We start from the raw sequence: 19,663 nt of genomic DNA, 5'->3' as shown, positions 1-19,663 counted from the left end.
ATGGCGTCTTCCAAACTTGGCGCGACGGCGCAAGGCCTGATGCGGCTCCCGGTGCCGGAAACCGTTCGCGGCGGAATTCCGTTAGGGCTTCAGGCCGTGCGGCTGGATCCAGCCGAGGAAGTAGGCCAGGGCCAGGAAAGCGATCAGACCGACCTGCAGACCGACACGCCAGGTCAGTGCCTTGAGCGTGCGGCGCTGGCTGCTGGGATCGCGGATCAGATAGGACATGCCGATGAACAGCGCGACGACGATGGCGATCAGGAAAGCGACGATGGCGAGCTTGGGGATCATGCGAAAACCGGAACCGGCTAAAGGCTGTTGCGGTCATGGTATCCGCATCGCCAGGCTGAACTCATGAACCCGTCTCCGCTGCCGTCCGCCACCCCCAAGCTGCGCCTCCGCTTCCGCCCCGCCTGGTGGGCGCTGCTGGGCACCCTGCTGCTCGGAGGCGCCATGCTCGCGCTGGGCTTCTGGCAATACGGCCGCGGCCAGGCCAAGCAGCGCCTCTTGGACCGCCATGCCGCCGCCGCCGCGCGGGCACCAGTGCCGCTCCTGGCCGACAGCGGCAAGCCGGCGGTCGGCGAGGTGCGCCGGGTCTATATCGACGGCGTCTATCGCTCGGACCTCTCGGTGCTGCTCGACAACCAGAGCCACCACCGCCGCCCCGGCGCGCATGCCTGGACGCCGCTGCAGCTCGCCGACGGCAGCCTGGTAGTGGTCGATCGCGGCTGGCTGCCGCTGGATGTTGCCAGCGTGCCGCCGGCGCCGAACGGCCCGCAGCGGCTGGAGGGCTACTGGCGGACGCTGCCGCAGCCGGGCCTGCGCCTGGGCCAGGCCGGTGCCGCCTGCGCGCCGGGGGGCGCACTGGCCCCAAGAGTCAACTATCCCGACCTCGCCGAGCTGCGCTGCCGGTTTGGCGCCACCACCCGCGACGGCCTGCTGGAACTGGCGCCGGAACTGCCCGGCGGCTTCGTCCGCGAATGGAGCCCGGCCGGCGTCGATGCCATTCCTCCCCAGCGCCACTACGGCTATGCCGCACAATGGTGGGCTTTCGCCGCCACCCTGGTGGGGCTGTTCATCAAACTCAATCTCAAGAAAGTGCCCGCCTGACCATGACCACCTCCGCGCCACCTGGCCACTCGCAGCTCCGTTCCCGCGCCCAGCTGATCCTGCTGGCCGTGCTGTTCTTCGCGCCCTTCGTCAGCGCCTATGTCGCGGTGTTCGTGTTCGACTGGCGGCCCGGCGGCGCGCGCACCAACTACGGCCAGCTAGTGACGCCAGCGCGGCCGATGCCGGCCATCGCGCTGCGCGATGCCGACGGCCAGCCCCTGGTCAGCGATCCGCTGCGCGAGAAATGGAGTCTGGTGCAGTTGCTGCGCGGCCCCTGCGACGAGGTCTGTCACCGTGAGCTGGTGCTGAGCCGCCAGACCCGTCTGGCGCTGGGGCGCCAGCGCGAGCGGGTGCAGCGCCTGCTGATCGCCGACGATGCCGCGGTGCTGGCCGAGCTGCGCGGCCGCCTGCAGGCCGAGCAGCCGGGACTGCTTTGGCTGCTGGACGCCGAGACCGGTCCGAAAGCCTTCGAGCAGTTCGCCGATCTTCCCGCCAACGCCCTGCTGGTGCTCGATCCGCACGGCAACTGGCTGATCTGGTACCCGCCGGTAGGCGAGGGCGAGGCTGCCGTGCAGCAGGACTTCAAGGGTCTGCAGAAAGACCTCAACAATCTGCTCAAGCTCTCCCACATCGGCTGAGCCGGCAGCGCCGGCCCAACGACGAAGCCTTACAATCGCGCGCCCGCAGGCGCCCCCACGGATTTGCCCATGTTGTCCGGTATGCCGACCTTCCGCCGTCTCAACCTGCTGACCATCGCCCTGTGCTTCGTGGTGATCGTGTTCGGCGCCTATGTCCGCCTGTCCGACGCCGGCCTCGGCTGCCCCGACTGGCCGGGTTGCTACGGCCATCTGGGCGTGCCCAGCAGCGAGCAGCACGTCGCCGAAGCCAATGCCGCCTTCCCGGAACGCCCGGTGGAGGCGCACAAGGGCTGGAAGGAGATGATCCACCGCTATCTCGCCTCCACCCTGGGTCTGTTGATCATGGTGCTCGCCCTGCTGTCGCTGCGCCTGCGCGGGCAGGGTGCGCCCAAGGTCCTGCCCTGGCTGCTGGTGGGGCTGGTGATATTCCAGGGCGTGCTGGGCATGTGGACGGTCACCTGGCAGCTCAAGCCGCTGGTGGTGACCGGGCATCTGCTTGGTGGTCTCACCACGCTGTCGCTGCTGGCCTGGATGTGGCTCGCGACCCGCCCTTCGCGCAGCACGGCCGGCCCGGCCTTGCCAGGCTGGCTACGTAAGCTGGCGGCGCTGGGGCTGGTGCTGGTGGTGGTGCAGATCTTCCTCGGTGGCTGGACTTCGACCAATTACGCGGCGCTGGCCTGCCCGGATCTGCCGACCTGTCACGGCCGCTGGCTGCCGGAGACCGACTACCAGGAGGCCTACACGCTATGGCGGGGCCTGGGCATCAACTACGAATACGGCGTGCTCGACAACCGTGCGCGCGTCACCATCCATTTCACCCACCGGCTGGGGGCGATCCTGCTCAGCCTAGCGCTGGTGACCTTGGCCCTGGCCCTGATACGCCGTGGTGGCCATTGGTACCGCTACGGCCATGCGGTGATCGGCGCGCTGACGCTACAGGTGCTGATCGGCCTGAGCGTGGTGCACTTCCAGCTGCCGCTGCTGCTGGCGGATGCCCACAACGCCGGCGCCGCGGTGCTGCTGCTGACGCTGGTCGCGCTCAATCACGCCGTGTTCGGGCGCCGTCATGACTGACGCCGTGGTGACGGCCGTAGGCCCGGGCTCGCTGCTGCGCGAGTACTACGAGCTGACCAAGCCGCGGGTGGTGATGCTGCTCACTCTGACCGCGGTCATCGGCATGTTTCTGGCCGTGCCCGGCCTGCCGCCGCTGGCGCTGCTGTTCTGGGCGACGCTGGGCATCACCCTGCAGCAGTCGGCTGCCGCCGCGATCAACCAGATCATCGACCGCGAGGTCGATGCCCGCATGGCCCGCACCTGCGGCCGGCCGCTGGTCACTGGCCGCATCGGCGTCACCGCCGGCATCGCCTTCGCCACCGCGCTGGGCCTGGCCGGCTTCGTGATCCTCTGGTTCCTGGTCAATCCGCTGACCGCCCTGCTGACCCAGTTGGGCCTGGTTGGCTATGCCGGTATCTACACCCTGTATCTGAAGCGGGCGACACCGCAGAACATCGTCATCGGCGGTGCCGCCGGCGCCATCCCACCGGTGATCGGCTGGGCGGCGATGACCGGCGAGGTGCATCCGTACAGCCTGATCCTGTTCGCGATCATCTTCGCCTGGACTCCGCCGCACTACTGGCCGCTGGCCATCGCCCGCAAGGACGAATACGCCGAGGCCGGCATCCCGATGCTGCCGGTGACCCATGGCGTCGAGTACACCCGCACCCAGGTGCTGCTCTACACGCTGATCCTGTTCGCCATCACCCTGCTGCCCTTCGCCAGCGGCATGAGCGGCTTCCTGTATCTGTTTGGCGCGGTGGCGCTGGGGCTGATCTTCATCGGCTATGCCTGGCGGCTGAAGTTCCGGCCGGTGCCGGGGCTGGAGATGCGCACCTTCGGCTATTCCATCGTCTATCTGATGGGCCTGTTCATGCTGCTGCTGGCCGACCACTACCTGCGCTAGGCAGAAGCCTTCAGGGGAAGTAGGCCTTCACGTTGGCGTGCACGGCGGGGCTGGCCATCAGCTCCGCCAGCGGCCACCAGCGCAGTTCGCGGTGCTGACGGTCGGCGGGAGCGTATTCCCCGTCCAGTTCCAGGCTGTGCCCGAGCACCACGTAGTGGGTGCTGACGCCCGGCTCCAGCGCGAAATTGGTCGTGTAGTGATGCTCGTAGACGCCCAGCAGGCTCGCCAGGCGGCGCTCCAGGGCCACGCCCAGTTCGCTGCGGGCGATGCGGCTAAAGGCGGCGTCCAGGGTCTCATCCTTGCGGATCACGCCACCCGGCACGAACCACAACCCGCGCGCCGGCTCGTTCTCGCGTGCCCCAGCAGCACGCGGCCCTGGGCATCGCGCAGGATCAGGTCAATGGACACCAGCGGCGCGTGGCGCACCACCTGCAACCAGTCGGCGCGCGGCAGCAGCGGCGCCTCCAGCGGCGGCAAGCTCATGCCAGAACGCCATGCGCCTGCTGGTCAGCGTGATAGCTGCTGCGCACCATCGGCCCGCTGGCGACATGGGCAAAGCCCATCTCTTCTCCGAGCACCCGCAGGCGCTCGAACTCGTCGGGGTGCACGAAGCGGGCGACCGGTAGGTGGTGCTTGCTCGGTTGCAGGTACTGGCCCAGGGTGAGCATGTTGACGCCGTGGGCGCGCAGGTCGCGCATCACCTGCTCGATCTCCTCGATCTCCTCGCCCAGGCCCAGCATCAGGCCGGACTTGGTTGGCACCTCCGGGTGCAGGCCCTTGAAGCGCTCCAGCAGGTCCAGCGACCACTCGTAGTCCGAGCCCGGGCGCGCCTGCTTGTAGAGGCGCGGCACGGTCTCCAGGTTGTGGTTGAAGACATCCGGTGGCGCGTCCTTGAAGATCGCCAGCGCCGGGTCCATGCGACCACGGAAGTCCGGCACCAGCACCTCGATCTGCAACTTCGGCGAAGCCGCGCGGGCCTCGCGGATGCAGGCGGCGAAATGCGCCGCACCGCCGTCGAGCAGATCGTCGCGATCGACGCTGGTGATCACCACATAGCGCAGCCGCATCTGGGCGATGGTGCGCGCCAGCTTCGCCGGCTCCTCGGTGTCGAGCGGCTTCGGGCGGCCGTGGGCGACGTCGCAGAAGGGGCAGCGACGGGTGCAGATGTCGCCCATGATCATGAAGGTGGCGGTGCCCTTGCCGAAGCACTCGCCGAGATTCGGGCAGCTGGCCTCCTCGCAGACCGTGTGCAGATCGTTGCCGCGCAGGATCTCCTTGATGCGTTCCACTTCCGGGCTGGTGCCGAGCTTGGCGCGGATCCACTGCGGCTTGCGCAGCGGCGCGGTGGTGGCCTCGATCTTCACCGGAATGCGCGCCATCTTGTCGGCGGCGCGCAGTTTCACTCCTGGGACCAGGGGGGCGGGCTTGGGCGGCAGGGTGGGAGTGGACACGAAGGGCTTTCCAGACGCGAGCAGGCGGGCATTTTACGGCCAACGGCCGGGGCATACCTGTTCCTTTCCTCCTTGCGGGCGTGAGGCAGGAATTGGCGAAGCCTGACTTCGCCTTGCCGAGCGCCATTGCCCATGCATTCCCCTCCCCCTTGCGGGGGTGAGGCGGAAATGGGCGAAGCATGGCTTCGTCCCGCCGAGCGCCATCGGCCATGCATGGGCCGATGGCCGGCCAGGTTAGGGGAGGGGGAATGCCGTGGCGGAGTGCGGTGCTTTCGCTTGAGCTTTCTGGTGTGCGGCGGTTTGCGTTCGCGCGTTCGCGCTCTGCTGAGTCTGCTGTTGGTGCGAGCATTTTTTCGCCTCTTGGCGACTCACTTTTCTTTGCTTGTGCAAAGAAAAGTAAGCAAAAGAAAGCACACCCCTGCGTCGCGCCCCTACGGGGTGCCCTGCGATGCTCGTGGCCGGGGGGACGCGCCCGAACTCGGCGCCCTATAGGCGCCTCGAACATGCGGGCGCTTCCATACCCCCCGACCACTGCGCTTCTCGGCGCTTACGAAGGGGAGGGCAAGTCAAATGCCACATCAACGGCACTCAGGCTCGTCGGCTGCGCCGACGTCGCGCGAGCGAAGCAAGCGCCTGCGGTTGCTTCTGTCTTTGCGGCGGGCGAAGACCGCCGTGCTGTAGATGTTCCGGTCCCCTTCGTAGCGCCGAGAAGCGGAGGTCTCCGGGGGTATGGAAGCCGGCGCATGTCTGAGGCGCCTATAGGGCGCCGAGTTCGGGCGCGTCCCCCCGGCCGCGAGCATCGCAGGGCACCCCGCAGGGGCGCGACGCAGGGGTGTGCTTTCTTTTGCTTACTTTTCTTTGCACAAGCAAAGAAAAGTGAGTAGCCAGGGGGCGAAAAAAAGACATCAAACCCTGCACAGCCAAAAAAGCGCGAACGCGCGAACCACACACACGCAGACCAAGGCGAAACACAGTACTCCGCCACGGCTTTCCCCCTCTCCCTAGCCCCTCCCCGCAAGGGGGGGGGGAACTCTGTCCATGAAGGTTGTCCTGCAACAAAGGAGCAAGCGCCCCGCGGCGCGCATCCGTTGGCACTGAAGGCTAGGCCGGAGCCCCGGAACGCCGGCGCGTAAAATAGCCAGCAATCCCGATTTCCAAAGCCCTCCATGTCCGTTTTCTCCCACCCCGAGTACGACGCCCACGAACACGTCGCGTTCCATCAGGACCCGGTCACCGGCCTGAAAGCCATCATCGCCGTGCATTCCACCCGCCTCGGCCCCGGCCTCGGCGGCTGCCGCATGTGGCCCTATGGCAGCGATGCCGAGGCACTTACCGACGTGCTGCGGCTGTCTCGCGGCATGACCTACAAGGCGGCCCTCGCGGGTCTGCCGCAGGGTGGCGGCAAGAGCGTGATCCTCGGCGATCCGCGCAGGCACAAGACGCCGGAGCTGATGCGCGCCATGGGCCGCTTCGTCAACAACCTGGGCGGCGCCTACATCGCCGCCGAGGATTCCGGCACCAGCGTCGCCGACGTGCGGCTGATGGCGGAAACCACCGCCCATGTCGGCGGTCTCGCCGACGCCCAGGCGCAGGCCCAGGGCCGCAGCGGCGATCCCTCGCCGGCGACGGCTTACGGAACCTTCGTCGGCCTGAAGGCGGCAGTGAAGTTCCAGCTCGGCCGCGAAGACTTAAAAGGCCTCAAGGTCGCCATCCAGGGCCTGGGCAATGTCGGCTATCGGCTTGCCAAGTACCTGCACGAGGCTGGCGCGCAGCTCTGGGTGACCGACATCCACTACCCGGCGGTGGAGCGCTGCGTGCAGGAGTTCGGCGCCACGGCGGTGAGCATGGAGCGCATCTTCGGCCTCGAGGTCGATGTCTTCGCACCCTGCGCGCTAGGGGCGATCCTCAATGACCTCACCATCCCCGAACTCAAGGCAACGGTGATCGCCGGTGCCGCCAACAACCAGCTGCTGCAGGCCCGACATGGCGAGGAGCTGCTGGAGCGCGGCATCCTCTATGCGCCGGACTACGCGATCAACGCCGGCGGCATCATCGAAATCTTCCACGAGACCCACGGCTACGACGAGGCCAAGGCGAAGGCGCATCTCGACCGCATCGGCGACACGCTGACCGCGATCTTTCAGCGCGCGCGCGACGAGCACCGTCCCACCGGGGCGATCGCCGACCGCATGGCCGAGGAAATCTTCCGCCGGTGAGCGACAGCCGCCTGGTTGAGCAGATCGCCGAGTGCCTGCTGGCGCGCGGCGAGTGGCTGGCGACCGCCGAGTCCTGTACCGGCGGGCTGCTCGCCAAGCGCTGCACCGATCTCGCCGGCAGTTCCGGCTGGTTCGAGCGTGGTCTGGTGAGCTACAGCAACCGCGCCAAGCAGGAGCTGCTGGGGGTGCCGGCGGCCGTGCTGGATGCCTACGGCGCGGTTAGCCGGGAGACGGTGCTGGCGATGGCGGGCGGACTGATCGCCAGGGCGCCGGTGCAGCACGCCATTGCGGTTTCCGGTATCGCCGGGCCGGGTGGCGGTAGCGCCGACAAGCCGGTAGGCCTGGTGTGGATCGCCTGGGCCAGCACGGCCGGCAACGATGCCCGCGTGTTCCAATTCGCCGGCCCTCGCGAGGCAGTGCGCGAGCAGGCGGCCGAGGCGGCGCTGGCCGGCCTGCTGGCGCGGCTGTAAGCCCTGCTGAAAATCGCTAGTTGATACGCGGCTTGGCGCCGGAAATGGCGCGGCCGCTGGCGCGCAGGATCGGCCACAGCAATACCGGAATCAGGAACAGCGTCACCGAGACCACTTTGGGGCCGTCACCCAGCACTGCCCAGGAGCGGCAGGGCAGCTCGAAGTCCAGGCGAGGCAGTTCACGGCGCACGCCAGCGGCGCAGAACTCATTGGTCTGCGACAGCTGTTCGCCGGTGACCAGCACGCAATCCAGGCAAGAGTCCTTGTACTCCGGCGGCGCCAGCTCGGGAAAAATCTCCCGCGCGCGGCCGTCGCCGTTGACGTGATAGAGCACGCCCTCGGTATCGCGCATCACCATGCCGGCACCGGGAATCTGCGAGAGGTCGTTGACCCGGAACTTCATGTTTGCCGACAGCCGCTCGCCGAGTACCACCGAGGCAAAACCCCAGACCAGCACGCACAGCCAGTAGATGCGACTTGAGGTCAGACGGCTGGGCGGGGTGCTGCGGCGTTCGGTCATGTCGGGGGTGGCTGGGTGGGCAGGCGGATTATAGCCAGAGGGGGACGGCGCCTCCGGGCGGCGCTGGCATACTGGCCGCATCGATAAGAATGCCCAGCATGGGCACCTGGAGTGAGAAATGACCAGCACCGCGGAAGGCGTGCGCCAGACCACTGCGTCGGAGCCGCTGACCACCCCCGAACTGATCCAGTCACTGGAATCCCTGGCGGCCAAAGCCGGCGCCGAAGCGCCACCGCTGAGCTTCCTGCGCCGCTACTTCGACACCGCCTCCGGCGATGCCCTGCGCGCACGCACGCCCGAGGCCCTGTACGCCCTGGCCAGCAGCCACTGGCGACTGGCCGAGCAGCGCGCCCCCGGCGAGATCGACGTGCGGGTGCAGCCCCCCAGCGAGGGCCGTGGCCTGGCCTGGGTGCAGACGGTGATCGAGGACATGCCCTTCCTGGTCGACAGCGTGATGCTCTGCGTGCGCGAGGCCGGCGGCGTCATCGACTGGGCGGTGCATCCCATCCTGTATCTGGTGCGCGACGCCGAGGGGCGGCTCGATGTCCCCGCCTCGCTGGCGGCGCACCAGGGGCCGGCGGAATCCTTGATCCATATCGAGTTCGAGCCGCTGGCCGACGCCGCTGCCTACGCGCGCCTGGAGGCCAGCCTGCGCAGCACGCTGGCCGAGGTGCGCACCGCGGTCGCCGACTATCCGGCAATGCGTCAGCGGCTGGCGTGCTTGCAAGCCGAACTGGACCGGCCGCCTACCGCCGCCAATGCCGCTGAGTTCGAGGAGGCGCGCGCCTTTCTCGACTGGCTGGACGAGCGCCATTTCACCTTCCTCGGTGTCGCCGAGAGTCGCAGCGAGGCTGGCGCCGACGGTCGCCCCAGCCTGCGCACCCTGCACGAGGCCGGCCTCGGCCTGCTGCGCGCCGGCGCCCGGCTGGCCACTTCCGACGAGCTGATCGCGCCGCAGGAGGAACTCGACAAGTACGCCGGCTCGGCGCGCCTGCTGGTCATCACCAAGGCCAATGTCCGCTCCAGCGTGCACCACGCCGAATATCTCGACGTGATTTCGGTGAAGCAGTTCGCCGCCGATGGCAGCGTCGCCGGCACCGTGCGGTTGATCGGCCTGTTCACCGGCGATGCCTATGCCGAGCGGCCCAGCGAGATCCCGGTGGTGCGCCGCAAGGTCGCCCAGGTGATGGCGCGCGCCCAGTTGCCGGCCGAATCGCACTCGGCCAAGAACCTGCACGAGATCCTGCAGGCCTGGCCGCGCGACGAGCTGTTCCAGAGTGGCGAAGACGAGCTGTTTGCCGCGGCGATGAGCGTGCGCGCGCTACGTGACCGGCACCAGCTGCGCTTCCTGATGCGTCGCGACCGCTACGGCCGCTTCTATTCCTGCTTGGTGTTCGTGCCGCGCGAGCGCTACTCGCGGGAGCTGCGCGAACAGTTGGCGCGCGAACTGCTGGGCCTGTTTGGCGGCTATGCGGTGGAGCGCAATGTGGACTTTTTGCGCGGTGGCTTCACCCGTCTGCACTTCATCGTCCGCACGCCGCCGGGCACCCGCAGCGGCCACAGTGCCGACGACATCGAGGCGCGCCTGGTGGCAGTGACCCGCTCCTGGCGCGATCAGCTGCGCGAGATCCTGCAGGCGGCCGGCGACCCCGAAGGCCGACTGAGCGCGCGCTTTCTCGACGCCTATCCGCTGTCGGCTCAGGAGGCGACCACGCCGCAAGAGGCGGCCGCCGACATCGCTCTGCTGGCGGGCTTGAGCGCCAGCCAGCCGCTGGGCGTGCGCCTGCTGCTGGATGCCCATCAGCAGGTCGCGGGCCTGAAGCTCTACCGCGAAGCCGGTCCGGTGGCGCTCTCCGATGCGCTGCCGGTGCTGGAGAACTTCGGCCTGCGGGTACTCAATCAGGATCCGGTGGAGCTGAAACCGGCAACCGGCGACAGCCTCTGGGTGCAGAGCTTCGTGCTGCAGGCGCAGGTCAGCGGCGAGCTGACGCCGGAGGCCTTGCGGCGGTTGTTCGAACAGGCCTTCCTCGCCACCTGGCGCGGCGAGGCCGAGAACGACGGTCTCAACCGTCTGGTGCTGGCCGCTGGCCTCTCCGCCCGGCAGGTGACGGCGCTGCGCACGCTCGCCACCTATCTGGTGCAGACCGCGCTGCCGTATGGACCGGTCTACATCCAGACCACCCTGGCCGCGCATCCGGCGATCTGCGCGCAGATCGTGCGCCTGTTCGAGGCACGCTTCGATCCGCAGCTGAGCGAGAGCCAGCGCCGCGACCAGCAGCTGGAGATCGGCCAGTCGCTCGACGACGCGCTCGACAAGGTCGCCAGCCTCGATGCCGACCGCATCCTGCGCGCCGCGGTCAACGTGGTGCGCGCCGGCCTGCGCAGCAATTACTTCCAGACCCTGCCGGACGGCGGCTACAAGCACTACGTCAGCCTCAAGCTCGACCCGGCCAAGGTGCCGGACCTGCCGCTGCCCAGGCCGATGTTCGAGATCTGGGTCTACGCGCCGGAAGTGGAAGGCGTGCACCTGCGCGGCGGCAAGGTGGCGCGCGGCGGTCTGCGCTGGTCGGATCGCCGCCAGGATTTCCGCACCGAGGTGCTGGGCCTGATGAAGGCGCAGATGGTGAAGAACACGGTGATCGTTCCGGTTGGCGCCAAGGGCGGCTTCGTGCTGAAGACCGGCAACCCGGCCGAGCGCGAGAGCTGGGCGAAGCTGGGCGTGGAAGGCTACAAGACTTTCCTGCGCGGTCTGCTAGACATCACCGACAACCGCCAGGGAGCCCAGGTCATTCCGCCCAAGGACGTGGTGCGCTACGACGAGGACGATCCCTATCTGGTGGTCGCCGCCGACAAGGGCACCGCCACCTTCAGCGACATCGCCAACGGCATCTCCGCCGACTACGGCCACTGGCTGGGCGATGCCTTTGCCTCCGGCGGCTCGGTGGGCTACGACCACAAGAAGATGGGCATCACCGCCAAGGGCGCCTGGGAGAGCGTCAAGCGCCACTTCCGTGAGCTTGGCAAGGACATCCAGAACGAAGCCTTCACCGTGGTCGGTATCGGCGACATGTCCGGCGACGTGTTCGGCAACGGCATGCTGCTGTCGCCGCACATCCATCTGCTGGCGGCTTTCGATCACCGCCACATCTTCCTTGACCCGCAGCCGGATGCCGCCGCCAGCTTCGCCGAGCGCGCGCGGCTGTTTGCGCTGCCGCGTTCGTCCTGGGACGACTACGACAAAACGCTGATCTCCAAGGGCGGCGGCGTGTATCCGCGTAGCGCCAAGTCCATCGAGCTGTCGGAGGAGCTGCGCCAGGCGCTGGCCATCGAGGCGCGGCGGCTGACGCCCAACGAGCTGATGAACGCGATCCTGAAGGCACCGGTGGACCTGCTTTGGAACGGCGGCATCGGCACCTATGTGAAGGCCTCGACCCAGGCCCACCCGGAAGTCGGGGACCGCGCCAATGACGGCCTGCGTGTCAATGGCCGCGAGCTGCGCTGCAAGGTGGTGGGCGAGGGCGGCAACCTGGGCTTTACCCAGCTGGGTCGCATCGAGGCGGCGCTCAAGGGCGTCAAGCTCAACACCGACGCCATCGACAACGCCGGCGGCGTGCACAGCTCCGACCGCGAGGTCAACATCAAGATCCCGCTCAACCAGTTGATGGCCGAGGGCAAGCTCGACCGCGCCAGTCGCGATCCGCTGCTGATGTCGATGACCGAGGATCTCGCCCGCGCGGTGCTGCGCGACAACACCGTGCAGTCGGGCGCGGTCTCGCTGCTGGAGGCGCAGTCGGCCGCGCGTCTGGACGAACACCGCGAGCTGATCCGCACGCTGGAGCGCGAGGGCCTGCTCAACCGCGCGGTGGAGTTCCTGCCCGACGACGAGGCACTCAAGGAGCGCCAGCGCCAGGGCCTGGGCCTGACCCGGCCGGAACTGTCGGTGCTGCTGGCCTACGCCAAGATGTCGCTCTACACCGCGACGCTGGCCAGCGAAATGCCGGACGATCCCTTCTTCGTCCGCGATCTGTTGGCCTACTTCCCGCCGGCCCTGGTCGAGCGCCACGGCGAGGCGCTGCGCAAGCACCAGCTGCGTCGCGAGATCATTGCCACCATCCTGAGCAATGCGGTGGCCAACCGCATGGGGGTGAGCTTTGCGCACCGGCTTGCCGACGATCACGGTCATGCCCGTGGCGAGGTGCTCAAGGCCTACGCCATCGCCCACGAGGTCTACGAGGCCGACCGCTACTGGAGTGCCATCGAAGCGCTCGACAACCGGGTGCCGGCGGCCCTGCAGACGCGGCTGATGACCCAGGCCAGCGGCCTGCTCAAGCACGCCACGTCCTGGTTGGTGATGGCGGGCTATGCGCGGCGGCCGGTCTTGCAGGCGGTGGACCGCTTCAGTGCCGCCATCCGTGAAATCGAAGCCCTGCTGCCGGAGGCTCTGCCGCCCGGTTATCGCGAGGATTGGCAGCGCACCCTGAGCCAGCTGCAAGCCGAGGGCGTGCCGGATGCGCTGGCGGCGCGGCTGGCGGCCACCCGGGTGCTCGGCAATGCGCCGGACATCACCGAGCTGGCGCTGGAGGCGAATGTCACCCTGCACGAGGCCGCTGCCGCCTATTTCGCGGTGGGCGAGCGCTTCCGCCTGCTGAGCCTGTATGCGGCGATCAATGGCTTGCAGGTACACGGCAAATGGCATGCGCTGGCGCGCAGCAATCTGCGCGACGACCTCTACCGCATCCATCGGCTGCTCACCGGCCGGGTGCTGCGCATGGCCGGCAAGAGCGCCGACGAGCGACTGGAGCACTGGGCGGAGCGACATCGCGACAAGCTGGGCTTCGCCGAAGCCCGCATCGCCGAGCTGCGCGCCGCCGGGGTCAGCGACTTCGAGGGCTTGGTGGTGGCGGTACGCGAGTTGCGGCGTCTTCGCAGTTTGTAGCCATCTTCATCCGCGCTTCAGTCGTGGCGCTCAGACTGAAGCCCGGATGAAGAACCGTGAATCATGCGAAGACAGCCAGGAGATACGGATGCGCTTGGCCTGCCTGTTGATGCTGCTGGGCCTAGTTTTTTCGGGGCCGGCGCGAGCCGACATGCCGATTGCCGAGTGGCAGTACTCGGCCGGCCAGGTGTTGCAGGGCTATTTCCAGCAGCCGGTGCCGAAGTGGCAGCGTCTGGTCAGCGCCGGCCCGGCGCTGTTGCCGCGCTACGAGGGTGCCAGCGCCTACCGGGCGATGCCGGGGCTCACTCTGGAAATGCGCTATCGCGACCTGGCGTTCGCTTCCACCGCCGAGGGCCTGGGCCTGAACCTGCTGCGCGGCAAGCGCTACCGGGCCGGCGTCGCGGCCGGATTCGATCTCGGGCGCGACGAGGACGATGACCCGCGCCTGCGCGGCCTGGGCGATCTCGACCCCGCCGCGGAGCTGAAGCTGTTCGGCGAGTACGTGTTGTTTCCGGTGGTACTGCGCGCCGATTTGCGGCGCAATCTGGGTTCCGGCGGCGGCTGGAGCGCCGACCTGGCTGCCTATCTGCCGGTGGTCGGCAGCGAGCGCTACTTCGTGTTCCTGGGCCCGTCGATGACGCTTTCCGATGGTGAGGCGATGCGTCGCGGCTTCGGGATCAGTCCACAGCAGGCGGCGCGGTCGCAGTTTCCGGCCTACCAGGCGGGTGGCGGCTTGCGCAGCGCCGGCCTTGGGGTGAGCGCAACCTGGTTCCTCGACGAGCGCTGGTTCCTCAATGGGACCGGTGGCCTGCAATACCTCCTGGGCGCCGCCGCAGACAGCCCGCTGAGCCGCAACGACCAGCAGTACGCGCTGAGTCTGATGCTCGGATACCGCTGGTGAGCAAGGGTCGGGGAACTTGAGCAAGTCCGCGGTGGTCGTTATGGTGCCTCTCACCAATCTATTGATGGAAACTCGACATGGCTTTCGAACCCTCCCCGGTCCGCGTTGGCGGTTATGCCGCCAATCAAGGCTCGCTGCTGGCCACCCACAAAGTTCTGCGCAATACCTATCTGCTGCTGTCCATGACGCTGCTGTTCAGCGCCGTCATGGCGGGTGTTTCGATGGCGGTGCAGGCGCCCTACGGGCTTAGTCTGGTTGCCTCGCTGGTTTCCATGGGCCTGATCTGGTTCGTGCTGCCGCGCACTGCCAACACCGAGAAGGGCATCTATGTGGTGTTCGCGGTCACCGGCCTCCTGGGTTTTGGCCTGGGGCCGGTGCTCAATCATTACCTCAAGGCCTTCCCCAACGGCGGCCAGCTGATCATGACCGCGCTCGGTGGCACCGGCGTGATCTTCGCGGCGCTGTCCGGCTATGTGCTGACCACCAAGAAGGACTTCTCCTTCATGGGCGGCTTCCTGATGGCGGGCGTCATGGTGCTGCTGATCTGCAGCCTGGGCGCACTGGCGGCCAGCTTCTTCGGCGTTGCGGTCAGCGGGGTATTCGTGGCGCTGTCGGCGGTGTCGATGCTGCTGTTCTCCGGCCTCCTGCTGTACGACACCAGCCGCATCATCCACGGTGGCGAGACCAACTACATCATGGCCACCATCGCCCTGTATCTGGACATCTACAACATCTTCACCAGCCTGCTGCACCTGCTGGGTTTCGCCAGCAACGACGACTAAGGCCGCAGGGCCTGTGGAATAGAGCCCCGCCCCGGCGGGGCTTTTTCTTGCCTGCGGCCGGTGGCCCGGCATCGCCTCGCCCGGCCCCTATAATCCCGCTCCCATGGCCCAGACCCACACCCAGCCCCCGCCGATCCAACGTCTGACCGACGGCATCGCCCGCCTGGGTCTGCGCCTGCCGCCGGAAGCGCCGACCCGGCTGCTGGCCTACCAGGCCGAGCTGCAGAAGTGGAACCTGGCCTACAACCTCACGGCGGTGCGCGACCCCGACGAGATGCTGATCCGGCATCTTTTGGATTCGCTGTCGCTGCTACCTCTGCTGGACGAGCTGGCCGCGGCCCGCCAGGGCGCCAGTCTGCGCATCCTCGACGTCGGCGCCGGCGCCGGCCTGCCCTGCATTCCGCTCGCCATCGCCCGCCCGGCCTGGTCGCTGACCGGGCTGGACAGCAATGGCAAGAAGGCGCGCTTCATGCGCCACGCCCAGCGCAGCCTGGGCCTGGACAATTTCTCGGTGATCGAGGGGCGGGTCGAGGCGGCGTCGGTGGGCGAGGGCTATGACTGCATCACCAGCCGGGCTTTCGCCAGCCTGAGCGATTTCTTCCGGCTGACCGCCGGCCTGCTGGCGGCCGATGGCATCTGGCTTGCGATGAAAGGCAAACTAGAAAGCGACGAGCTGGCGGCGCTGCCGGCCGGCGTCGACATCCTCGAGACGCGCCGCCTGCGCGTGCCCGGCCTAAATGAAGAGCGACACGCGGTGATCGCGAAACCGAAGAAGAAATGACTCGAATTATTGCGGTTGCCAATCAGAAGGGCGGGGTGGGCAAGACCACCACCTCGGTCAATCTCGCCGCCAGCCTGGCCGCCGCCAAGCGCCGGGTGCTGCTGGTCGATCTCGACTCCCAGGGCAATGCCACCATGGGCGTGGGCATCGACAAGAACAACACCGAGCTGACCGCCCGCGACGTGCTGCTCGACGCCGCCAAGCCTGCCGAGGCGATCCAGTACCTGCCCGCGCTCAATCTCTGGGTGCTGCCGGCCAACCTCGATATGACCGAAGCCGAGATCAAGTTGCGCGAGCAGCCGGTGGGCGATTTCGCGCTCAAGGGCGCGCTCGCCGAGATCGCCGACCAGTACGACTACATCCTGCTCGACTGCCCGCCGGCCCTGTCCAAGCTCACCGTCAACGCGCTGGTCGCGGCCGACGGCGTGCTGATTCCCATGCAGTGCGAGTACTACGCGCTGGAAGGCCTGGCCGCGCTCACCGACACGGTGGGCAAGATCCGCAAGGTGATCAATCCCAAGCTGGACATCGACGGCCTGCTGCGGACCATGTTCGACCCGCGCAACAACCTCGCCAACGACGTCTCGGCGCAGCTCACCCAGCACTACGGCGACAAGGTCTATCGCACGGTGATTCCGCGCAATGTGCGGCTGGCGGAAGCGCCCAGCCACGGCCTGCCGATCATCGCCTACGACCCGCAGTCGGCGGGCGCGAAGGCCTACTTGGCGCTGGCGGGCGAAGTGTTGCGCCGCCACGACGGCGGCCAGCTGCGGCTGCCGGCCTAGAAAAGCCTTCGAAGCGGCCGCGCGGCATACTGGCGGCCTTCGCAACCGGGAAATTGCAACCGATGTCGGTCAAGAAACGCGGATTGGGTCGCGGCCTCGACGCCCTGCTGGGCACCATGAATACCGCTGGCGTGGCGGTCGCACCGGAGCAGTCCGAGGGCGAGGCCCTGCGCGAACTGCCGCTCAAGCAGCTCGCTCCCGGCAAGCACCAGCCACGCCGGCATTTCGACGAGGCGGCGCTCTCCGAGCTCACCGAGTCGATCCGCGCCCAGGGCGTGGTGCAGCCCATCGTGGTGCGGCCACTGGGGCCGGACAGCTACGAGATCGTCGCCGGCGAGCGCCGCTGGCGGGCGGCGCAGCGCGCCGGCTTGAGCCTGATTCCGGTGGTGGTGCGGGTGCTCGATGAGCGCGCGGCGATGGCCATCGCGCTGGTCGAGAACATCCAGCGTGCCGACCTCAACGCCCTGGAAGAGGCCGAAGCCCTGCACCGGCTGATCCAGGAATGCGGACTCACCCACGAGGCCTGCGCGGAGGCGGTGGGCAAGTCGCGCGCCGCGGTCAGCAACCTGCTGCGGCTGATGGAGCTGGAGCCGGAGGTGCAGGCCTTGCTGCGCGCCGGCAATCTCAGCTTTGGCCATGCCAAGGTGTTGCTGGCGCTGTCCGGCGGCCGCCAGACCCAGCTTGCCAAGCAGGTGGTGGAAAAGCAGCTTTCGGTGCGCCAGACCGAGGCGCTGGTGCATGACGAGCCCAAGCCCGCCGCCGCGCGCAAGGCCGCGCCTGCCGCCTTGCCGCTGGAAGCCGAGCTGAGCAAGAAGTGGGGTTCCGGCGTGAAGCTGCAGCAGAGCGCCAAGGGGCGCGGCAAGCTCACCATCGCCTTCAAGTCGGCGGCGGAGCTCGACCGCCTGCTCGCCGTGCTGCGCTAACCAGCGGGGAAGCAAATCGCGATGGCCCAGACTGCTCTCATCACCGGTGCCTCCTCGGGCATCGGCGCCGCGTTTGCCCGCGCCCTGGCGAAAGCCGGTAGGCAGCTGATTCTGGTGGCTCGCTCCGAGGACAAGCTGGAGGCGCTGGCCGCCAGCCTGCGCGCCGAGCAGGGCGCGACGGTGACTGTGATCGTCGCCGATCTCAGCCTGCCCGAATGCGGACGTCGTCTGGCCGCCGAAGTGGCGCGGCAGGGCTTGGTCGTGGATCTGCTCATCAACAACGCCGGCTTCGGCGCGGCGGGCGCCTTCGCCACGCAAAATCCGGCACGCGACGCCGAGATGATCCAGCTCAACGTCTTGGCGGTGGCCGATCTCGCTCACGCCTTCCTGCCGGCGATGCTGGAGCGCGGGCGCGGCGGCATCCTCAATGTTGCCTCGGTGGCCGGTTTCCAGCCCTTGCCGCAGATGGCGATCTACGCCGCCACCAAGGCCTTCGTGCTGTCGTTCAGCGAGGCCTTGTGGGCGGAGACGCGTGGGCGCGGCGTGCAGGTGACCGCGCTCTGTCCGGGGCCGGTCGATACGCCATTCTTCGAGGCCACCGGCACACCCGAGTTGCGCAAGGCGGTACCCAAGGGGCTCATGATGACGGCCGAGAAAGTCGCCGCCGAAGCGCTGGCGGCCCTGGCCGCCGGACGCCCCGTGGTGGTGCCTGGGGCTGGCAACAAGCTGCTCAGCACAGTGCCGCGTCTACTGCCGCGGCGCTGGATGACCTTGGCCTCGGGCCTGGCGATGGCGCGTTGATTTCCTTAAAAGATCAAGTCGAAAGCCTTTGTCAACAGCGACTTGCCGACAAAATTTCAGTCTTCACCGAAAGTTTACGTTGCTGGCAGGCAGACGAACCCGCTATACTTTTTTGGCTTGATGCAGTGCACCAAGATGTGCCGCGCAGGACGCTGAAATGAAAACGGCTACGCACATCGCTCTGTATCAGCTGGCAATCGCTCTGGTCTTCGCCCTGGTTTGGGGCGCGGTCGAGAATGTCGAGTCGGGCCTTGCGGCTCTGGCGGGTGGTGGCATCAGTGCACTGCTGACGTTCTACGCGGGCATCGTCAACTTCGGACGCGTCTCGGACGATCCGAAACAGCAGGTGATGAATTTCTATCGGGCCGAAGCCCGCAAGTGGGCACTTGCGGTGGTGTTGTTCGGATTCTCGGCGAAGTTCATGGCAGAAAATTTCGCGCCGTTGATCGTTACGTTTTCGGCGACTTTGACGGTTTACTGGTTCGCGTTGCTCTGGAAGGACAATGGCTGAAGGTCACTCCCCGGCGGAATACGTCACGCACCATCTGAAGCACTGGGCCTCGTCCGAGGACGCCGGCTTCATCACGATGGATGCCTGGCACATCGACACGCTGATCTTTTCCACCGTGCTGGGTCTGATCTTCCTGACCCTGTTCCGCATCGCCGCAGTGCGCGCCACCTCCGGCGTGCCGGGCAAGCTGCAGAACTTCGTCGAGATCATGGTCGACTTCGTCGACAACTCGGTGAAAGACAGCTTCGACGGCGCCCGCACCTTCATTGGCCCGCTCGCGCTCACCATTTTCTGCTGGGTGTTCCTCTGGAACTGCATGGACCTGCTGCCGGTCGACCTGATCCCGCAGATTTGGGCGCAGATCTACGGCGCCATGGGTCACGACCCCGCCCATGCCTATATCCGCGTGGTGCCATCCGCCGACATGAGCGCCACCTTCGCGCTGTCGCTGTCGGTGTTCATCCTGATCTTCGTGTACAGCTTCAAGGGCAAGGGTGTTGGTGGCTTCGCCCGCGAATTCCTGTTCCACCCCTTCGGGGCGAAGCTGCTGCCGTTCAACATCATCCTCAACACCGTCGAGTACCTGGCCAAGCCGCTGTCGCTGGCGCTGCGACTGTTCGGCAACCTCTACGCCGGTGAGCTGATCTTCATCCTGATCGCGCTGCTGCCCTGGTGGGCGCAGATCATCCCCGGCCTGGGCTGGGCGATCTTCCACATCCTGGTCGTGACTCTGCAGGCCTTCATCATGATGACGCTGACCATCGTCTATCTGAGCATGGCCCACGCCCACGAAGAGCATCACTGATTTAGCGGCACCGCTGTCCTAAAGCTGCACCCTCATTCTTCACCGCTGTTTTCAACCCCAACCTAAGACGCAC

General features: G+C 67.4%; 18 protein-coding genes and 1 pseudogene. 15 read left to right on the top strand and 4 right to left on the bottom strand.

Annotated features, from left to right (window positions below; translation table 11 throughout):
- Nucleotides 1-81: 81 nt before the first annotated feature.
- Nucleotides 82-291: a twin transmembrane helix small protein gene (locus tag AC3WT6_RS11775; RefSeq protein WP_492653764.1), complete on the bottom strand. Its 210-nt coding sequence runs from the start codon at nucleotides 289-291 to the stop codon at nucleotides 82-84.
- Nucleotides 292-354: 63 nt separating this feature from the next.
- Between AC3WT6_RS11775 and AC3WT6_RS11770 the strand changes: the two genes are divergently transcribed.
- The 4 genes from AC3WT6_RS11770 (at nucleotide 355) to cyoE (ending at nucleotide 3,708) form a co-directional block, all read left to right on the top strand.
- Entirely contained in the window at nucleotides 355-1,110 is a 756-nt protein-coding gene (locus AC3WT6_RS11770; RefSeq protein WP_492653763.1) for an SURF1 family protein, read from the top strand.
- A gap of 2 nt (nucleotides 1,111-1,112) precedes the next feature.
- A complete protein-coding gene (locus AC3WT6_RS11765; RefSeq protein WP_492653762.1) occupies nucleotides 1,113-1,748 on the top strand; it encodes a redox-active disulfide-containing membrane protein in 636 nt (211 codons plus the stop codon).
- A gap of 69 nt (nucleotides 1,749-1,817) precedes the next feature.
- The gene (locus tag AC3WT6_RS11760; protein ID WP_492653761.1) at nucleotides 1,818-2,822 is read left to right on the top strand and encodes a COX15/CtaA family protein; all 1,005 of its coding nucleotides are present in this window, start codon (nucleotides 1,818-1,820) and stop codon (nucleotides 2,820-2,822) included.
- Nucleotides 2,815-3,708: a heme o synthase gene (gene cyoE, locus AC3WT6_RS11755; protein WP_492653760.1), complete on the top strand. Its 894-nt coding sequence runs from the start codon at nucleotides 2,815-2,817 to the stop codon at nucleotides 3,706-3,708. The genes AC3WT6_RS11760 and cyoE overlap by 8 nt, the downstream gene beginning before the upstream one ends.
- Nucleotides 3,709-3,718: 10 nt before the next feature.
- Here the strand turns inward: cyoE and AC3WT6_RS11750 are convergent.
- Both AC3WT6_RS11750 and lipA read right to left on the bottom strand, forming a co-directional pair.
- A pseudogene (locus AC3WT6_RS11750) lies at nucleotides 3,719-4,191 on the bottom strand (GDP-mannose mannosyl hydrolase).
- Complete coding sequence (gene lipA / locus AC3WT6_RS11745; protein ID WP_492653759.1) at nucleotides 4,188-5,159, bottom strand: lipoyl synthase; 972 nt, start codon at nucleotides 5,157-5,159, stop codon at nucleotides 4,188-4,190. The pseudogene AC3WT6_RS11750 and the gene lipA overlap by 4 nt, the downstream one beginning before the upstream one ends.
- Before the next feature lie 1,166 nt (nucleotides 5,160-6,325).
- Between lipA and AC3WT6_RS11740 the strand changes: the two genes are divergently transcribed.
- Both AC3WT6_RS11740 and AC3WT6_RS11735 read left to right on the top strand, forming a co-directional pair.
- Nucleotides 6,326-7,375 (top strand): Glu/Leu/Phe/Val dehydrogenase dimerization domain-containing protein, encoded by a 1,050-nt coding sequence (locus AC3WT6_RS11740; RefSeq protein ID WP_492653758.1) that lies wholly within the window; start codon nucleotides 6,326-6,328, stop codon nucleotides 7,373-7,375.
- Entirely contained in the window at nucleotides 7,372-7,845 is a 474-nt protein-coding gene (locus AC3WT6_RS11735) for a CinA family protein (protein WP_492653757.1), read from the top strand. Before AC3WT6_RS11740 ends, AC3WT6_RS11735 begins: the two co-directional genes overlap by 4 nt.
- 16 nt (nucleotides 7,846-7,861) lie before the next feature.
- Here the strand turns inward: AC3WT6_RS11735 and AC3WT6_RS11730 are convergent, their stop codons facing one another.
- A complete protein-coding gene (locus AC3WT6_RS11730; protein WP_492653756.1) occupies nucleotides 7,862-8,365 on the bottom strand; it encodes a hypothetical protein in 504 nt (167 codons plus the stop codon).
- Between the two features lie 118 nt (nucleotides 8,366-8,483).
- Between AC3WT6_RS11730 and AC3WT6_RS11725 the strand changes: the two genes are divergently transcribed.
- The 9 genes from AC3WT6_RS11725 (at nucleotide 8,484) to atpB (ending at nucleotide 19,590) form a co-directional block, all read left to right on the top strand.
- The gene (locus tag AC3WT6_RS11725; protein WP_492653755.1) at nucleotides 8,484-13,301 is read left to right on the top strand and encodes an NAD-glutamate dehydrogenase; all 4,818 of its coding nucleotides are present in this window, start codon (nucleotides 8,484-8,486) and stop codon (nucleotides 13,299-13,301) included.
- An 88-nt stretch (nucleotides 13,302-13,389) separates the two neighbouring features.
- Nucleotides 13,390-14,202, top strand: coding sequence for a MipA/OmpV family protein (locus AC3WT6_RS11720; RefSeq protein ID WP_492653754.1), 813 nt, complete (start codon nucleotides 13,390-13,392; stop codon nucleotides 14,200-14,202).
- A gap of 77 nt (nucleotides 14,203-14,279) precedes the next feature.
- A complete protein-coding gene (locus tag AC3WT6_RS11715) occupies nucleotides 14,280-14,984 on the top strand; it encodes a Bax inhibitor-1/YccA family protein (RefSeq protein ID WP_492653753.1) in 705 nt (234 codons plus the stop codon).
- Between the two features lie 103 nt (nucleotides 14,985-15,087).
- The gene (rsmG, locus tag AC3WT6_RS11710) at nucleotides 15,088-15,765 is read left to right on the top strand and encodes a 16S rRNA (guanine(527)-N(7))-methyltransferase RsmG (RefSeq protein WP_492653752.1); all 678 of its coding nucleotides are present in this window, start codon (nucleotides 15,088-15,090) and stop codon (nucleotides 15,763-15,765) included.
- The gene (locus tag AC3WT6_RS11705) at nucleotides 15,762-16,550 is read left to right on the top strand and encodes a ParA family protein (RefSeq protein WP_492653751.1); all 789 of its coding nucleotides are present in this window, start codon (nucleotides 15,762-15,764) and stop codon (nucleotides 16,548-16,550) included. Before rsmG ends, AC3WT6_RS11705 begins: the two co-directional genes overlap by 4 nt.
- Nucleotides 16,551-16,612: 62 nt before the next feature.
- Nucleotides 16,613-17,473: a ParB/RepB/Spo0J family partition protein gene (locus AC3WT6_RS11700; RefSeq protein WP_492653750.1), complete on the top strand. Its 861-nt coding sequence runs from the start codon at nucleotides 16,613-16,615 to the stop codon at nucleotides 17,471-17,473.
- A gap of 21 nt (nucleotides 17,474-17,494) precedes the next feature.
- Nucleotides 17,495-18,274 (top strand): SDR family NAD(P)-dependent oxidoreductase, encoded by a 780-nt coding sequence (locus tag AC3WT6_RS11695; RefSeq protein ID WP_492653749.1) that lies wholly within the window; start codon nucleotides 17,495-17,497, stop codon nucleotides 18,272-18,274.
- Between the two features lie 157 nt (nucleotides 18,275-18,431).
- Nucleotides 18,432-18,785, top strand: a complete 354-nt coding sequence (locus AC3WT6_RS11690; protein WP_492653748.1) for an ATP synthase subunit I — start codon at nucleotides 18,432-18,434, stop codon at nucleotides 18,783-18,785.
- Nucleotides 18,778-19,590: a F0F1 ATP synthase subunit A gene (atpB, locus tag AC3WT6_RS11685; protein ID WP_492653747.1), complete on the top strand. Its 813-nt coding sequence runs from the start codon at nucleotides 18,778-18,780 to the stop codon at nucleotides 19,588-19,590. The genes AC3WT6_RS11690 and atpB overlap by 8 nt, the downstream gene beginning before the upstream one ends.
- The last annotated feature ends 73 nt before the right edge of the window (nucleotides 19,591-19,663 follow it).

The organism is Stagnimonas sp. FW305-C-60 (assembly GCF_058782965.1).
The sequence above is the reverse complement of the archived record's forward strand: the minus strand, read 5'-3'. Positions and strand labels throughout refer to the sequence as shown.

Bases quoted from the DNA above. Each gene is read 5' to 3' on its own strand.
- AC3WT6_RS11775 (WP_492653764.1), bottom strand. From the start codon at position 291: ATGATCCCCAAGCTCGCCATCGTCGCTTTCCTGATCGCCATCGTCGTC.
- AC3WT6_RS11770 (WP_492653763.1), top strand. From the start codon at position 355: ATGAACCCGTCTCCGCTGCCGTCCGCCACCCCCAAGCTGCGCCTCCGC.
- AC3WT6_RS11765 (WP_492653762.1), top strand. From the start codon at position 1,113: ATGACCACCTCCGCGCCACCTGGCCACTCGCAGCTCCGTTCCCGCGCC.
- AC3WT6_RS11760 (WP_492653761.1), top strand. From the start codon at position 1,818: ATGTTGTCCGGTATGCCGACCTTCCGCCGTCTCAACCTGCTGACCATC.
- cyoE (WP_492653760.1), top strand. From the start codon at position 2,815: ATGACTGACGCCGTGGTGACGGCCGTAGGCCCGGGCTCGCTGCTGCGC.
- AC3WT6_RS11740 (WP_492653758.1), top strand. From the start codon at position 6,326: ATGTCCGTTTTCTCCCACCCCGAGTACGACGCCCACGAACACGTCGCG.
- AC3WT6_RS11730 (WP_492653756.1), bottom strand. From the start codon at position 8,365: ATGACCGAACGCCGCAGCACCCCGCCCAGCCGTCTGACCTCAAGTCGC.
- AC3WT6_RS11725 (WP_492653755.1), top strand. From the start codon at position 8,484: ATGACCAGCACCGCGGAAGGCGTGCGCCAGACCACTGCGTCGGAGCCG.
- AC3WT6_RS11720 (WP_492653754.1), top strand. From the start codon at position 13,390: ATGCGCTTGGCCTGCCTGTTGATGCTGCTGGGCCTAGTTTTTTCGGGG.
- AC3WT6_RS11715 (WP_492653753.1), top strand. From the start codon at position 14,280: ATGGCTTTCGAACCCTCCCCGGTCCGCGTTGGCGGTTATGCCGCCAAT.
- rsmG (WP_492653752.1), top strand. From the start codon at position 15,088: ATGGCCCAGACCCACACCCAGCCCCCGCCGATCCAACGTCTGACCGAC.
- AC3WT6_RS11705 (WP_492653751.1), top strand. From the start codon at position 15,762: ATGACTCGAATTATTGCGGTTGCCAATCAGAAGGGCGGGGTGGGCAAG.
- AC3WT6_RS11700 (WP_492653750.1), top strand. From the start codon at position 16,613: ATGTCGGTCAAGAAACGCGGATTGGGTCGCGGCCTCGACGCCCTGCTG.
- AC3WT6_RS11695 (WP_492653749.1), top strand. From the start codon at position 17,495: ATGGCCCAGACTGCTCTCATCACCGGTGCCTCCTCGGGCATCGGCGCC.
- AC3WT6_RS11690 (WP_492653748.1), top strand. From the start codon at position 18,432: ATGAAAACGGCTACGCACATCGCTCTGTATCAGCTGGCAATCGCTCTG.
- atpB (WP_492653747.1), top strand. From the start codon at position 18,778: ATGGCTGAAGGTCACTCCCCGGCGGAATACGTCACGCACCATCTGAAG.